This window comes from Roseimicrobium sp. ORNL1 (genome assembly GCF_011044495.1).
In the GTDB taxonomy this organism is placed as follows: Bacteria; Verrucomicrobiota; Verrucomicrobiia; order Verrucomicrobiales; family Verrucomicrobiaceae; genus Roseimicrobium.
Map to the genome: position 1 here is coordinate 4,765,858 of NZ_CP049143.1, position 15,976 is coordinate 4,781,833.

Consider the following 15,976-nt stretch of genomic DNA (forward strand, 5'->3'; position numbering starts at 1 on the left):
CCTTAGCGCTTGCCACCGCACTCCACGACGCAAAGCGTTCCGATTCAAATTTACAGCGGCTGCATCATCAACACAGCCGCAAAGTATTTCCGCACGGCAAAGATACATCTGGTCGTCACATGTCCACATCCCGCTCAATCACGATTTAACACCTGCACGAACCCTCACCCCTTCTTCTTCCCACTCGCACTCCCACTCTCCGCCGCTGGCTTCTTGGCGCTCACCTCTTCCACCTTTTCACCGGGTTTCTTCCCGTCCCCATCATCCGCCACTTCATGCTCGCCGGTTTCCGTTTCCTTCACGGCAACCTTCTTCGAGCCTGAGCCGCTGCTGCTACCACCACTCTTCAACCCGGACAGATAGGCCACCAGATCACGCAGCTGCCGCTTCGTCAGCATCGCACTCATCGGCGGCATCACGGAAATCGGCGGGGTCTTAACGGTGATCTCGGCCACATCCACCTTCTTCACGGAACCATCCGCGAGTTTGAGTTCCACGGTCTCGGCGTCTTCCTTTACCACCACGCCGGCGTAGGACTTGCCGTCGTTCAGTGTGAGGGAGACCATGCCGTAACCCGGCGCGATCTGCGCCACGGGATTCACCAGGGACTCCAGCAGGTAGGTGCGATCCTTCTGCGCGCCGATGCCGCTGAGCAGCGGGCCCACGGTGCTGCCTTCCTTCGAGTCGAAGCGATGGCACGCGGTGCAGTTCGCGGCGAGGTGCTCCAGTGCGATGTCCTTGCCCTCAACAGAGCTGCCGCCTTCCAGGCACTCCAGATAGGCACCCACCGTACCCACGGCTCCGGCGCGGGCGGCTTCAAAGGCATCCAGCTTTTCCTTCAGCGCTGCCACATCCGCAGCGCGGGCCTGCACGGCTTCCAGCACATCGAGCTGGCGGCTCGGCGGGCACTTGCCAGCGACGAGCTGTTCCATCTCCTTCGTCAGCACGGCATCTGCCGCGTCCATCTTCAGCTCAGCCAGCAGGGCAAGGCACTTCTGCTTTTCCAGGGTGGAGCCGGAGCCGAGCAGTTTCCCAGCCAGCTCGATGGCCACGTCCGGCTTCTCACGCGCCAGGATTTCCAACGCCGCGATGCGCAGGGTCTCGGGCGTCTGCGCCAGTGCCGGGGACGGAGCCTGCGTCTGGGTCTTGGGTTGAGTCTTTGATTTCCCTTTTCCTTTTTCTTTCTCTTTGGACTGAGCCTCGGCCTTATCTTTATCCGGCGTCGGCGCCTTGCCTTCCACCAGCGCGGTCAAAGTCTTGCGCAGTTCCTCGGAGCCACCATGCTGGGTGGCGAGCAGTTGCAGCGCGCCGATGCGGGTCTCCGCAGGCGCACTAGCTTCCATTACCGCAGCAGCCGCAATGGGGGCATCGACCGGCAGGTTGTAGGTGATGAGAATCTGGATGGCCAGCGTCCTCAGCTCCGGCTCCTTGAGAGCGAGCAGCTGGTCCAGATGCGGACGCAGCACCTCGGCGATGGCATGTTCATCGCGCGCTTCGAGCTTGTAGGCGCGACCATCCGCACGGTCGAGCGGAGGTGGCGTGACCCAGAGAGTGAGCAACGTCAGCGCCTCATTTCGTAGCGCGGGCGACGCATCTTCACGAAGGGCATAACCCACCACGCGCTCGGCTCCGGCGGCATCACCGATGCGGAAATTCGCATTCAGCGCACGACGGGTAAATGCATCAGGGAACACTCGCTTTGAATCCAAAGTAGCCGCCAGCTCCGGCAGTTTCGCCATGATGGACTCGTCATCGTGAATCGCCCGAGCAGCCTCCGTGGCCACCGCATCATCTTTATCCGCAAGAAACGTGGCAACAGTCTCATGCGCCCGGCGACGCAACGCCAGCACTGCGGCAAGACGCACCGAGCGCGACTCATGCGTCGCGAGCGCTTCCAGATCGGTTGAGCAGCCGTAGAGGGCGGTCACCAGCGCATGGCGCAGGTAGACGTCCTTATCCGCATTGAGAGTGAGCTGCGTCAGCACTTCCGGCAATGCCTGTCTGATCTGCAGCTTGCCCAGTGCCATGGCCGCATGGAAGCGCACCCGAGGACTGCGATCTTTGAGCAGCGGCAGCAGCAGATGACCGATGTCACGATTCGCATAGATATCTCCCACCACCTTCGCGAGCTGGGCACGGACTTCGAGGTCCTTGTCTTCCACCAGCGCCGTGATAAGCGGCGCTACCGTTTGCTCCTGCGACACATTGCCATTGCGCATGCCCTGACCCAGTCCCCACAGCGCGTGGATGCGGGCGAGGCGCGGCTGATTCGGATTCTTCGCAACTTCCACCAAACGAGAGAACTCAAGCCGCTTTACAATCTCAAACTGTGCCGCCAGACGCACGCGCTGGTCCGCATGTCCGAGGTAGGCCAGCGGCTCCACAGCATCGGGATTGCTGAAGCCCTCACGCAGGCGGGTCAGCGTCTCCTGCCGCTCCGTGCTGTCCGTACCCGTCGGGTCATCCACGGTCCAGATGGCACCCAGTTCATCCAGCGGGTAGCCACCCATCCAGTCGGCCAGGTAGAGCTTGCCCTCAGGACCCCAGCTCATGCCGATGCCCATGACGCCGCTGTTCACCGTCGCATCCTGCGTCACGGTGAAGGACGCCCCAGCCGAAGCCACGCGGAAGACATTCATCTTGCCGCTGGGGAACTGGTTTCCGAAGAACGCCCCCTGCCACGGAGCCGCGAGTGCCGTTCCGGGATTAAAGACAAAACCTGCAGGACCATCGTGACCCTGAGCCAGTGGCGGGGTGATGTACTCTGGCTGTCCCGCGTGGCGAGGCTTCCACAGGCCCTCGTCCATCCAGGGAATCCAGCCCTTCATGTACTGGTAGGTGCAGCGCCATCCGGAGTCGCTGCCCTCCGTGATGTACACGAAGCGCTCTTTCTCGCCCGTCTTGTCCGCGTCATTGTCCACGCCGAAGAGGTTGCCGTACTGGTCAAAGGCGATCTCCTGCACATTCCGCAGGCCGTGGGCGAAGATTTCGAAGTTCCTCCCATCCGGCTCGCACCGCAGCACGCAGCCCTCATGCGGCTTCGCGACGTGCCGGCCATCCTTCGTGGTGACGTTCACGCCCTTGTCACCGATGGTCCAGTAAATGCGACCGTCCGGTCCCAGGGTCAGGCCGTGCATGTCATGCCCGGCGTAGGCAATGTGGTGGCCGAAGCCATGCGCCACGACCTCGCGCTCGTCCGCCACGCCGTCGTCATTCGTGTCGCGCAAGCGCCACAGGTCCGGCGCGATGGTGCAGTACACCCAGCCGTCATGGTACAGGATGCCGGCGGCGATGCCCGTGACCTCCGTGTTGAAGCCGTCGGCGAAGAGCGTGATCTTGTCCGCCGTGCCGTCCTTGTCCGTGTCCACCAGGCGGTAGATGCGCTCGGTGTGCACGGTCAGGTCCTTCCAGTCGATCGAGCCATCCTTGTTGTGGTCCTTCAGGCTGCCACGTGGGCGGAGCGTCTTGCCCGGCGCGAGCACGTCATGGTAGAAGGCCTGCTTCTGCTCGATGCTCTCCAGCGCCACGTCATTGGGAATCCAGTCCGTATGCTCGCGGATATCGAGGTCCCCCACCTTGCGGCGCGTCGTCTGCGTCACGTACACGCGGCCCTGCGGGTCCACCGTGACCGCCACCGGGTCAGGAACGTTGAGCGCGCCGGACCACTTGTGCAGCTGCAGCTTCTGGTTCGGCAGCGGCGGCACCGGTACGGGCTTGTCCTCCTCATCCGGCAGCACCGGAGGCGCGACGGGTACGGCTGCGGGTGCAGGCGTAGGTGCGGGAGTCGTCTCGGCCTTCTTTTTCGCGTCGGTCGCGTCAGAAGTTTTCCCCTTCCCCTTGGCCTTCGCACTGGTTTCAGCCTTCGACTTCGATGAGGCCGCTGCAGTCGATTTCTTCTTCGACGAGGCAGACGTCTGCGCCCCCTGGACCGGGGCCGTGAGAGTCACGAAAGCAAGCGGGAGCGAGACCGTGATGAGCAGGAAAAGAACGCCGGGGCGGAGCATAGGAAAAATGAGGGCGCCAAGCATCCGCCAAATCGGCTGGGAGGCAAGGCGGGAGGTGAATCCCAGAGTGAGCTGAACTGAGCCAAGACACCGCCCTCCCCGGAAAGTTTGGACAATGCCCTTTAGGGTGACTAAACACCATAACCCACCTCGAAAACGCGGCAAGCTGCTTTTGCACTGGACCCAGCATTTGCGCAGTTCGCCCCCCGTTCACAAGCGACTCGCTTCGTACGCCGTCCTGTGCTGCAGTGGTCCTGTGGCAAAACAGCCATCCATCGATTTCTCGACCCCGTCCCATGACCCAGGAACCCTGCACGCGCCTCAATGTCCCCATGCTCATCGTGGTGCTCGCCGTGGTCATCATCACGCCTCTCGGCCTGTACATCCTCATGCAGCGTGCCGGTGAGCAGGGCAATCTCGTCGAGTGCCTCTCCAACTGCCGTCAGATAACCATGGCGCTGAAAGCCTATGCCGACGATCACAACGGGGAGATGCCCGACTCCGCCCTGGATCAGCCGCGCTCTTCCAACGAAGCCTTCCGGTTGCTCTTCACGGAGCACTACCTCGATAACGAAATGTGGTTCGGATGCCCCTTCAGTCCCTTCCACCCCGACGGCCAAGTGGGCTCCGAGCCACAGTTTACGAAAGCCCTGGAGGCTGGCGAGAATCACTGGGCCATGACCGCCGGAGTTGGCAAGGACACGCCCGACTCCGTCCCCCTGGTCTACGAAAATCCGGCAATCGCCTCCTGGCCACCGCAGTGGAACTACGCCGCCAGAGGTACCGCCACCAAAGGCCGCACCTGGTCCAAGGGCATCGTCCGCTCTTCCCTCGACGGCACCGCCTTCCTCCAAAAGGTCGATGCTTTCTGGTGGAGCAGCACCGTGGGTCTGGCCAAAAATCCGACTGGGAAAGACCCCTTCGAGCGTGCCCTCGATCCGGTGAAATTCCCCAAGGGGGTGGTGCTGGATGTCTTGCAGAAGGCGGAGTGAGTGGGCGTGCAAGCGGATGGCGCAAGGCCCCCAAAAAAACAGCTTCGGCTTCAGCCGAATTCAGGCGACGTGGCAAGCTCTGGAGGCAGTTTCACCCCCATTCCATTCGGCTGAAGCGGACGCTACCTTCGTCGCGGCACCCGAAGTCTGGTGCCTGAAGACCAGGTCACCCAGCGACCTGGAAAGGCCACGCTCCTTTCCCTTCTTCGAAGCCACGCCTCCAGCCGGATATCACACACCACATCACACTTCACCCCCCCTGCGGGGTATAAGGGGGAGAGACAGCAAGCTATATATATATATATATCGGGGTGGGTGGTGGGTGGTGGCGTAACGCTATCGTCGCGCTCAGCGATACGCTCAGCGTCACGCTCAGCGACTCGTTATCGACACGCTCAGCGTTCGCTAAGCGACCCAAGGCAATCCCGGGTTCCCACACAAAAGCCAGGTGGCAGCCACCAAAAGGAGCGTGGACACTCTTGTCCGCCGTTCTGTGGCACCGCGAGCTCGGTACGCATAGAACCTTCAAGGTCGCATCTCAGAAGCTGCTGCTGGAAACCCGGCCTCGCCTGCGAGACCGAAGATAGCTGGTTTCATCCCCAGTAGCGGACAGGAGTGTCCGCGCTCCTTTCAGACACAAGCCGCTTCACATTTGCCCGGCCTTGTCGACTCGTGCCCTCACTCCTCATTTTCCGCCCCATTTTGTGCCGAAAATGCAGCCTCACCCCCCTTTCCACCCGTATCCAGTCGCCAGACTACTGTTTTTTTGAACAATTTTGTTAAATCGCAAACCTTAACCTTTCTTAGCTATCTGGCAGGTAAGACTATTCATCCTGAACACCTTAAGATGGCATTTATGACACACGCACGTGTCTGGAGAAATTGCCCGTTTTTGCTCCATCTCTTTTCACGCGCCGAAAATATTTTCGCGCTCCAGCCCTACTGATTGCGTGAAACCAATCCTCCATGCCGCAACCGGTGGTAGTTTTTGCTGGATCGCCCCCCACATATTGTGCATGATGCGAACCGCGCGACCAAGATATGGTGGTCTTAAAACACCCCCCGCCGCTTGTTGAGGTCCTCCGCGGTTCAGTTGGCTTGTAACGCTCACGTCACTTCCATCACTTACCCGCCCCCTTCAACCACAATTTCCACCTCCCGTCGCAGCCATGGAAAAGACCTACCAGATTGGTGACCGCAAATTCGTCCTCGACCACGATAAAGCCGAGGCCGCCTACAACGCCAAGCGCATCATCAACGGTCGCAAGACCGAGGCCTTCAACCTTCTTCCCCTCAAGTACAAGTGGACCTACGACCTGTACAAGAAGATGAAGGCCAACCATTGGGAGCCGGAGGACATCAGCATGCAGAAGGACGCCGAACAGTGGCGCTCCCCGAATGCGCTGACCGAGACCGAGCGCTGGATCATCATGATGGGCATCGGCTACTTCTCCGCTGCCGAGGGCATCGTGGGGGACAATGTCATGCACGTGGTGCGTGAGCTCGTCACCGCCCCTGAGCTGAAGCTCGTGCTGGGTCGCCACGCCCATGAGGAGAACATCCACGCGGACAGCCTCCTCTACATGATCTCCAGCCTGGGCATCAACCCGCACGAGTGCGAGGCCATGTTCGAGCAGGTGGAGTCCATCAAGAAGAAGAACGAATTTGTCACCCGTGTGTCGCACGCCCTGCGCCGCGACCTCGACCTCACGGTGACCGAGAATAAGCGCCTCCTCGCGCAGAATATCTTCGTCTTCGGCCAGTGCATGGAGGGCACCCAGTTCTACGGACTCTTCGGGATGATCCTGTCCCTCTACCGGCAGAACAAGTTCCCCGGCATCGGCCAGATGTTCCGCTACACGCTGCGGGATGAGAGCAACCACATCGAGCTCTTCCGCAACCTGTTCATGGACCTCGTGGATGAGAACCCCGATATCTGGAGCCCGGAATTCCGGAGCCAGCTCGTGGACATCATGCGCGAAGCCGTGGCGCTGGAGAAGGAGTTCATCCGCGACTGCCTCCCCGTGGGCGCCGTGGGCCTGAGCGCCGAGGAATTTGAGCAATACATCGACTACATCGCTGACCGCCGCCTCACCGGCGTGGGCCTGCCCCTGCTCAACCCGGGTATCAAGAACCCGCTCCCATGGCTCATCGAAGTCATGGACGTGAAGAAGGAGACCAACTTCTTCGAACAGAAGGTCACCGAGTACCAGACTCGTGGCTCCCTTGTCGTCGGCAGCGACGACGAGTTTTAACCAACCACCTTCATCCGGCCTGCCGGCCATGGCCCTGGAGAGGGGCGCGCCGGCAGGGATCACCGTTCCCTGCGCCTCTCTCCGCCAACCGACACTCCCTCTACAGCCATGATTTCCCGCCACCTGATCGATGAAGACAGGGCGCTCAAGCGCCTTGCCAACCTGTCCAAGGAACAACGCCCGCACTTCGACTGGCGCGGCCTTGCCAGCGGCTGCTCCGAGCTCCTGGAGCCCGGCATGGAGGTGGAGGTGGACGGCATGCGCCGCCCCTTCGACATGGGGGAAATCGCGGACACGGTGGGCAACGCCCTCGCCGACCTCCAGCTCTCTCGCAAAAAGCAGGATGAAATCTACACCGAGCGGAACCGCGACCTCGTCCGTACCATCGCCCTCACCGTGGCGGATGAACTCGCCCGCCGCACCAGCGAGACCGAACTGCGGGACCAGCAGGGTGCTCCCGTGCTCCGCTCGGAGGAAATCTACCGCATCATCGAGCGCACCCTCGTTCGTTATAATCAGCATGACCTTGCACGCAGTGTCGTGACCCGCATGCAGAGCCACATCCCCGTCCATAACACGGCCAATCCCCAGCCCGTGATGGTTCCGACCAAAGTCATCCGGCGCAACGGTGAAGCCGTGCCGTGGAACCAGAGCAAGATTGAGTCCGCCGTCCGCAAGGCCTTCCTCTCCCTGGAAGTGAATTCCGAACCCGCCGTGGCCATCGCCGATGCCGTGAGCCGCCGCATGTCCGATGAAGCGCGCCAGTTCGTGCACATCGAGGACCTGCAGGACGTGGTGCAGGAGGAGCTCATGCGCCAGGGCCACTACAAGGTGGCCGCCGCCTACATCGCCTACCGCACGCACCGCAAGGAAATGCGCCGCTCCGAGGATGAGACCTCCCAGCAGCAGCAGCTCGACCTCGGTGGCGATACCCAGCAGGACAGCTTCATCCTCGTGCGCTCCACGGATGGCACCAGCGTCCTCTGGGATGGCCTGGACCTCCGCAAGCGCATGGAGTATGCGCTGCTCGGCCTCGATGTCTGCCTCACCCGCGAAGAGATCGAAGTGGAACTCCGCCGCTCCTTCGCCGCGGAAATGTCCAAGGAGGACCTGAAGAAGACCATCATCCTGAATGCGCGCACGCTCATCAGCCATGATGCGGACTTCGCCAAGTTCGCCGCGCGCATCCTGCTCACCTATATATATGAAGAGGTGCTCGGCTGGGACATCGTGAAGGACGGCATCGAAGCGCTGCCCCTCTTCCATCGCCGCGCCCTGCGCCGCAACCTGCAGCGTGGTGTGGAGATCGAGCGTCTCGACCCCCGCCTGCTGAACTATGATCTCGACCGCCTCGCCGAAGCCCTCGACCCTGCTGCGGACCTCGACTTCGACTTCCTCGGCATCAGCTCCCTCTATGATCGCTACCTGATCGTCGACAAAAAGACCAAGCCCTCCCGCCGCCTCGAAACGCCCCAGCTCTTCTGGATGCGCGTGGCCATGGGCCTCTTCCTCCAGGAGAAGACCGATGGCGTGACGAAGGTCATCAACCTCTACTCCCTCTACAAGAGCCGCCGCTTCTGCTCCAGCACGCCGACCCTTTTCAATGCCGGCACGCTGCACTCGCAGCTCTCCTCCTGCTACCTGTACAAGGTGGATGACAACATCGAGTCCATCATGATCCGCGGCATCGCGGAGAATGCCTTCCTCAGCAAGTGGGCAGGCGGTCTCGGTGGCTCCTGGACTTCCGTGCGCGGCACCGGTGGCTACATCAAGGGCACCAATGGTGAATCCCAGGGTGTCATCCCCTTCCTCAAGCTGCACAATGACCAGCTCGTGGCCGTGAACCAGGGTGGCAAGCGCAAGGGCTCCGGCTGCGCCTACCTCGAAACGTGGCACAACGACGTGGAGGACTTCCTTCACCTGCATGACCAGACCGGTGACCTCCGCCGCCGCACGTTCGACATGAACACGGCGAACTGGATTCCCGACCTCTTCATGAAGCGCATGGAGGCCCGCCAGGAGTGGACGCTCTTCCGCAGCAATGACGTGCCCGAACTGCACGAGCTCTACGGCCGCGCCTTCGAAAGCAAGTACGTGGAGTATGAAGAGAAGGTCTCCAAGGGTGAGATCTACGGGAAGAAGATTCCCGCGCTCGACCTGTGGAAGAGCATGCTGAAGCTCCTCTTCCAGACCGGCCATCCCTGGATCACCTTCAAGGACCCGTGCAACGTCCGCAGCCCGCAGGATCACGTGGGTGTCATCCACAGCTCAAACCTGTGCACCGAGATCACGCTGAACACCAGTGCGGATGAAACCGCCGTGTGCAACCTGGGCTCCGTGGTGCTGGAAAATCACCTCACCGACACCGGCGACATCGACCACACCAAGCTGCGCGAGACCATCCGCATGGCCGTGCGTGCGCTGGACAACGTGATCGACATCAACTTCTACCCGACGGAAGCCGCCCGCCGTGCGAATACCCGCCACCGCCCGATTGGTCTCGGCGTGATGGGCCTGCAGTACGCGCTCTATCGCAAGGGCATCCCCTTCGGTTCGGAAGAAGGCGTGTCCTTCAACGACGAGATCATGGAAGCCGTGTGCTGCTACGCCTACGAAGCCTCCAGCGACCTCGCCGCCGAGCGTGGCACCTACTCCAGCTACGAAGGCAGCAAGTGGTCCCGCGGCCTGCTCCCGCAGGACACCGTGGATCTCCTGGAAGAAGAGCGCGGCGTGCCCATCGAAGTGGCCCGTGGCGGCAAGCTCGACTGGAAGCCGGTGCGCGAGAAGATTGCCAAGCAGGGCATGCGCAACAGCAACGTCATCGCCATCGCTCCGACCGCGACGATCTCGAACATCATGGGCAGCAGCCCGTGCATCGAGCCGCTGTACAAGAACCTCTTCGGCAAGGAGAACCTCGGCGGCGCCTATCTCATGCTCAATCCTTACCTCGTGAAGGACCTGAAGAAGATTGGCCTGTGGGATAACGACATGCGCGAATCGCTCATCCTTTCCAATGGTGAGCTGGAGCCCATGGACAACGTGCCCGTCGCGCTGAAGAAGCGCTACGCCACCGCCTTCGCCATCGATGCCGAGTACGTGCTCGACGCCGCGGCCCGTCGCCAGAAGTGGATCGACCAGAGCCAGAGCACGAACCTGTGGTACTCCGCCGTGGACCTTGCCACCCTGTCCCGCATCTATCGCGGTGCCTGGCGCAAGGGTCTGAAGACCACCTACTACCTCCGCACCCTGAGCGCCTCGGACATCGAAGCCTCCTCCGTGGTGAAGGAAAAGGAACTGCGTGGTGTCGTCTCCGGTGGAGGTCAGAGTGCTGCCGCCGCAGGCAAGACCGCCTCCCCCTCCGGCAACCCTGCCGCCGACCCCGCCGAATACGCCGCCTGGCTCGCCGCGCAGCGTGACAAGGCGATCAACGGGAAAGAGTGCGAAGCGTGCACGTAGGATGTCGGCTTGGGGCTTAACGCAAAGCAGCCAAGCAGCAAAGAATTGAAAATAAGAAAACCCGCATTGCCTGTGCAGCGCGGGTTTTTCTTTTCCCATCATGTGAGAAGCGCTCCTTGAACACAGCGTTTCTCACATCACCAATCCTTCTCCCCCTTTGCTGCTTTCGCTGCTCTGCTGCTCTGCGACAACAAACACCTGCCCCAAAAAAACACCTTCCCGCCTCAGGCTATCAACTATCAACCATAGACCATCAACTCCCACCCCCCCTACTTCCTCGCCCTCACCCCCTGCATCAGCACAAACGGTCCCGCGGTACTCACGGCTTTGATCAAACCACCGTTCGCATTCGTACGCAACCGCACGAGCCACTCGCGTTGCACGTCTTGAAACAACGCTGCGACATCCGCATTCACCTCCGTCCCCTGCCCTGCGAGACCTGCATCCTGGAGTTTCTTCTGCAGGTCGCTCATGAACTCCGCCGCCACGGCTTTGTCCTCCACCGGCCAGAGGGACAGCAGCACCTGATGCGCGCCGGACACACTGAAGGCGCGCTCCAGTGCCAGCAGATTCTCCTCACCTGAACTTGGTCGCAGCACGTCCACGCGGGACACACAGGCAGGCACGGCGGCCAGCGCGGTCTTGCGCAGATCCAGCGTCGCCACTTCAGAAGCGGTGAAGATGCCGTCCTCCACATCAGCGCCAGCCCCAGCACTGGAGATGGCCTCAGGTCCCGAGCCGCCCCCTTCGCTGATACCCACACGCAACGCTTCCTTCCACGCCGTCAGCGTATCCGCGCCCTTGTGGTCCAACAACAAACCCGCCCGCCACGCCGGCGTGCCTCCACGCTCACTTCCCAGCGACCCCGGCCCCTGTGAAGCATCGACCGTGGGCAGGAAGAACAACGGCGCATCGAAACTCAGCACCGCTGCCGTCTTCGCTTCATCGCGCAGTTTCTTCTCCAGGCTTCCCATCGCCGCCTCGACTTGATTCCGCGACTCGATGGGCGTGGCCGGAGTTCCCGCAGGTGGCAGCAGGGCCAGGTCACGCGCCGCAGACACCTGGCGCAGGGACATCAGTTCCCCGAGGAAACGTCCATCCGGTTCCAGCAGCAGCGTGGGAAAGGAAACCGTCCGCAGCGCGTCATCCGGGCAAAAGATAATCGTCTGCGGTGGCTCCGCGAAATTCGTCAGCGCCTGTCCCACCAGCATCTGGCCCAGCACCGAGAGCACCTGGGCGGCGGTGGCCTCGTTGGTATGATGTTGTATCACCTGATGATACAATCTGATAAGCTCCTCGATGAGTCCCGCTTCACCCAGGCGCACCTGCCGGGCCACGCCTTTCTTCGGCAGTACGGAGACACTGAAATACTCCAGACCTCCCGGCTCACGGTGGCGGTAGTAGTCCAGCAGCACCGCGCCCTCCGGCATGCCCTCGCGTACATCATCGAGTGAAGTCATCAGCGCACGCCGCTTCCAGTTCGTGCCGCCCAGCAGCGTCATGAAAGCGGACTCAGCATCCGCCATGTCCTCACGCCGCTTGTCCAGTTCCTTCAGAATCGTCCGCGCCTCAGCATACGGCGTCTCCAGCGTGATGGCACCCGCATTGCGCGCTGCGGTATTCAGCGCAGACCGCGCCACCTCCACACGGCCCAGCAGCGGTTGGGCAGACATGTCCTTGCTCGCAGGAGTCATCTGGCTGTCCTGCAGCAGGGAATCCAGCAGCACGCCCTTCTGCCGCACCAGCGCCCCGGCAATCGCCTCCGCACTGCCGTAGGCCGCCACCAGATCAAAGGCCTGCCGGCGCTGCGCATCGAGGCGCATCACCTCCTGCTCCGTGCCCGAGTGCATTACATCCGCAATGCCCTGCTCCTGCACGCGCAAGGCTTCCAGCATGCGAGTGCCCGCCACTTCGCGATCCCCGCGACGGCCCGCACACTCCGCGAGTTGGAAGTGGAGTTGTGCCGTGCCCACCACCTGCGCACCCGCCACGGCAGTCATGAGATCCAGCATTTCCCGCGCATGCTTCTCCGCCGCCGGCCAGTCACCACTGCGGGCTCTCAGGGATATCAGGGTCTGCAGCACCACACCCTTGCGCCCCTGCACCGCCATGGCCGCGCTGTCCTTGAGCGAGGCCCACGCAATCTCATAATGCGCAATCGCCGCACCGTGCTCGCCCAGTCGCAGGCACAGACTGCCAAGCTGTTCCCGCAAGAGAATGGCCGCCGCCGAGGTGCTGCCATACTTCTCCTCGCAAAGCGACACCGCGCACTCCAGCAGCCTGCGTCCCGCAACACCGCGATCATGCAGCACGGTGAGCAGCGCCACGTTTTGAAAGGGCTCCATGGCTTCCGAAGTCGTGGGCAATTCTTCGAGAAACTTTTTCACCATGGCTTCATGGGGCGTGCCCGTGGTGTACTGCGCCAGCCTTTCGCATGCCGCCTTCGCCCCCGTCATTTCCTTCCGCTGCGCGAGGGTGAACATTTCCAGCAGCGCACCGCTCGCGAGGATGGCGCGCGTCTGCGGCGTGGTCGCCGCCTGCCCCACCGGGCCGAGCGCCTGGCTGCCCTGGATGGCCTCCAGCGCACGCTGGCTGTCCCCGCTGAAAAGCCACAGTCCCGCATGCTCCAGCAGCGTGGCCTGCAGCGGACCTGCACCCGCCTCCTGCTTGCGCAGCAGTGCCACGCGCTCCGCCATGAACTGCTCCGTGGTGATCTTGTCCTTCTGCAGCAGCGCCAGCGGTATCATCTCCTCCAGCAATTGCAGCAGGCCCGCTTCATCCTGCCGCTCGCGGCGTTTCATCAGCACGTCCTGCATCTGCGCCCACGCAGCAGCGAGGTGACGCTGGCGCCACTTGATGCGTGCCTCGCGAATCGCCACGAACTCTTCCTCCTCCACCTGCCACGGCGTGTACCACGAGTTGCGATCCATCTGGGACAGCACCACCAGCGCGCCTTCATCATCCCCGGCTCGATCCAGCTCGCGATACAGCTCCTGCAATATCACACGACGCTGCTGCCTCGCTTCCACCGCCTCGCCCTCGGGCAAGGGCTTGCCTTCCAGAATCTTCCTCAGCACCGCGACAGCTTCGGTATGACGACGCTCTCCCGCGAGGAAGGTGGCCAGCGCCTGCGCCGCCTCCACCCAGCCAGGATTGGTCGCCTTGCTCCCGGCGAATGCCAGCGCACGGCGGTAGTGCTCCTCCGCCGTGGCGACATCTCCACGCTGCTCATGCGCGCGCGCCAGATCCAGCAGGCTCCACACCACTGCACGACGATCCTCAGACGCGGCTGCATCCTTGTCCTTTTCCTTATCCTTATCCTTGTTGGTTGATAGCGTGCGCAGAAGATCACGGCGCAGGGCAGTAGCCATCTGGAAATGCCGCAGGCCTTGATCCAGCGAAGCCGCATCCGCGCCATCATGACTGTAGCCGCGGCCCAGCACCGTGTGGAACTGCGCCATGTCCCTCGCCGCCGCCGCAGTGAAACTCTCCGGATGCAGAGCCGCTTTTTTCTCCAAATCCTGAAGGACACTCGTGATGCGCTGGTTTGCCTCCTCACTCCGACCCAGCTTCTGCAGCAGTCCGGCCATGGCCACCAGGGTACGCACACGCGCCGGCTGCCCCGCCTCCTGCTGGCGTCCTTGCAGTTCGAGCAGTTCCTCGTAGCAAGTCAGTGCGAGCTGCGGCTTCTCCGCCACATCCATGTAGAACCGGCAGACATCCTGCAGCAGTGATTCCCTTTCCTGCAGGAGCATCGTGACTGGTTCCGACTCCAACGCCACCGCCTGCGGGGCCTGCTTGCGATGCCACTCCAGCAGCTCCGCGTACAGGGGCTCGGCGCGGTCCGCATGCTTCTTCGTAGCGAGCAATCCAGCAAGACGCTCCTGCGCGTGGCGGCAGCCCGGGTCACTCAGCGTGCCCACTTTCTTCCATATCCTCCACGACTCCTCCGTGTGCGTGAGGTGCTCACCCGCCTTGTCGAGCTGGTAGCCCGTGAGCCTTGCGAGTCCGTCGCGGATTTCCGCCTGACGTTTGTTCACGCCGGGCTGCCTCAGCTCCACTTCGAGCGCCACGCGGTAGTGTTCCTCCGCTTCCTTCGGTTGATTGAGGTGCAGGCTCAGCAAATCCGCCAGCGCGAGATGCTGGGCGGAGAGACGCCCATCCATCACACCATGTTTGATGATGATATCCAGTATCGCACGCCTCGTGATGGCAGCCTCCTCGTAGTCCTTGATGCGGATGCTTTCATCGTGCTCCGCCCACAGGTCCATGGGCACGAGCACGCGCAGGTCCTCTGGTCCGGCGGCATCGTGCACCATCATGAGGAGCGTCTTGAGGAACTGTTCCTTCAGCGTGAAGTCTGCCGGGCTGCCGGAGAAATCACACAGGGACGCCAGCGCACGACACTGCTCCCACTGGTGATCGAGATCATTCTTTCTCTCCAGGCTGGCGTGCACTGCCTGGAGCAGGTGTGCCGTCGCCTTCGGGAACTGCTGCCGGTTCATCTCCAGCCAGGCGAGTTTCCCGTGAATCTCCGCCACCCAGTGCGCATCCACCTCCGGTCGGTTCTTCAGAATCTTCAACGCGCGCTCCAGAAGCTCACCGCCAGACTCCAGCTCACGCGAGGTGATGTTGGCACTCGCCATGCGCGCGCTCGCCAGCGCGGAGAGGGCCGCCACCTCCACCTGCCACTCACCGGAAGCTTCCGCATCACGCAGCGCCTCCTCCGCCCGCGCCATGGCCGCGCCCACCTTGCCCCCGCCCAGGAGGTCATGCACCTCCTCCACCAGCGCCCAACCGGGCAGCACGGGCAGTGGCGGCTGCTCCTCAGGCTCCGAAATGGGAAGCAATTGCTGCTCTCTCGGCAGCGGCGGCGACTCCTGCGGAAGCGGGAGATACAGCGGAGGTGGAGTTGGCGATGGTGAAGCTGGCGGCGCAACAGGTTTGGGCTGGTGCTGCGGCTGCTGCTTCTCTTTTGGCGGCGCCGGTGACCCTGCCACTCCCGGTCCTGGCACTGGCTTCGTCGCCGACTCCTTCGCCTCAGGTGTAGTGGCAGGCGGCGGTGGTGTTGGCGTTGCTGCTGGCTGCGGGACCTCCGTCGGCACCTTCAGCAGCAGCGGCGTGTCCTCGTCCACTGCCGCGCCACGTGCCGTGTTTATCAGTAAGCCCAGCAACAACGCTGACGCCGCGAGTCTCATGGGCCGGCACCTGTGCGAGAGCAAGCTCACGCCGCACCTTGACTCGGAGGTCGAGGCGGGGTTGGTCCAGA

General features: G+C 62.4%; 5 protein-coding genes. 3 read left to right on the top strand and 2 right to left on the bottom strand.

Features of this window, described 5'->3' with window-relative positions; translation table 11 throughout:
* Window positions 1–164: 164 nt before the first annotated feature.
* Complete coding sequence (locus tag G5S37_RS19410; protein ID WP_165206102.1) at window positions 165–4,004, bottom strand: PVC-type heme-binding CxxCH protein; 3,840 nt, start codon at window positions 4,002–4,004, stop codon at window positions 165–167.
* Window positions 4,005–4,300: 296 nt separating this feature from the next.
* On the opposite strand from G5S37_RS19410, the gene G5S37_RS19415 reads away from it, so the two are divergent.
* From G5S37_RS19415 to G5S37_RS19425, 3 genes are all read left to right on the top strand, one after another.
* Window positions 4,301–4,996 (top strand): hypothetical protein, encoded by a 696-nt coding sequence (locus G5S37_RS19415; RefSeq protein ID WP_165206103.1) that lies wholly within the window; start codon window positions 4,301–4,303, stop codon window positions 4,994–4,996.
* A 1,169-nt stretch (window positions 4,997–6,165) separates the two neighbouring features.
* Complete coding sequence (locus tag G5S37_RS19420) at window positions 6,166–7,251, top strand: ribonucleotide-diphosphate reductase subunit beta (protein WP_165206104.1); 1,086 nt, start codon at window positions 6,166–6,168, stop codon at window positions 7,249–7,251.
* A gap of 108 nt (window positions 7,252–7,359) precedes the next feature.
* Complete coding sequence (locus G5S37_RS19425; protein WP_165206105.1) at window positions 7,360–10,707, top strand: ribonucleoside-diphosphate reductase subunit alpha; 3,348 nt, start codon at window positions 7,360–7,362, stop codon at window positions 10,705–10,707.
* 269 nt (window positions 10,708–10,976) lie between these two features.
* On the opposite strand, the gene G5S37_RS19430 is transcribed toward G5S37_RS19425, so the two are convergent.
* A complete protein-coding gene (locus G5S37_RS19430) occupies window positions 10,977–15,905 on the bottom strand; it encodes a CHAT domain-containing protein (protein ID WP_165206106.1) in 4,929 nt (1,642 codons plus the stop codon).
* Window positions 15,906–15,976: the final 71 nt, after the last annotated feature.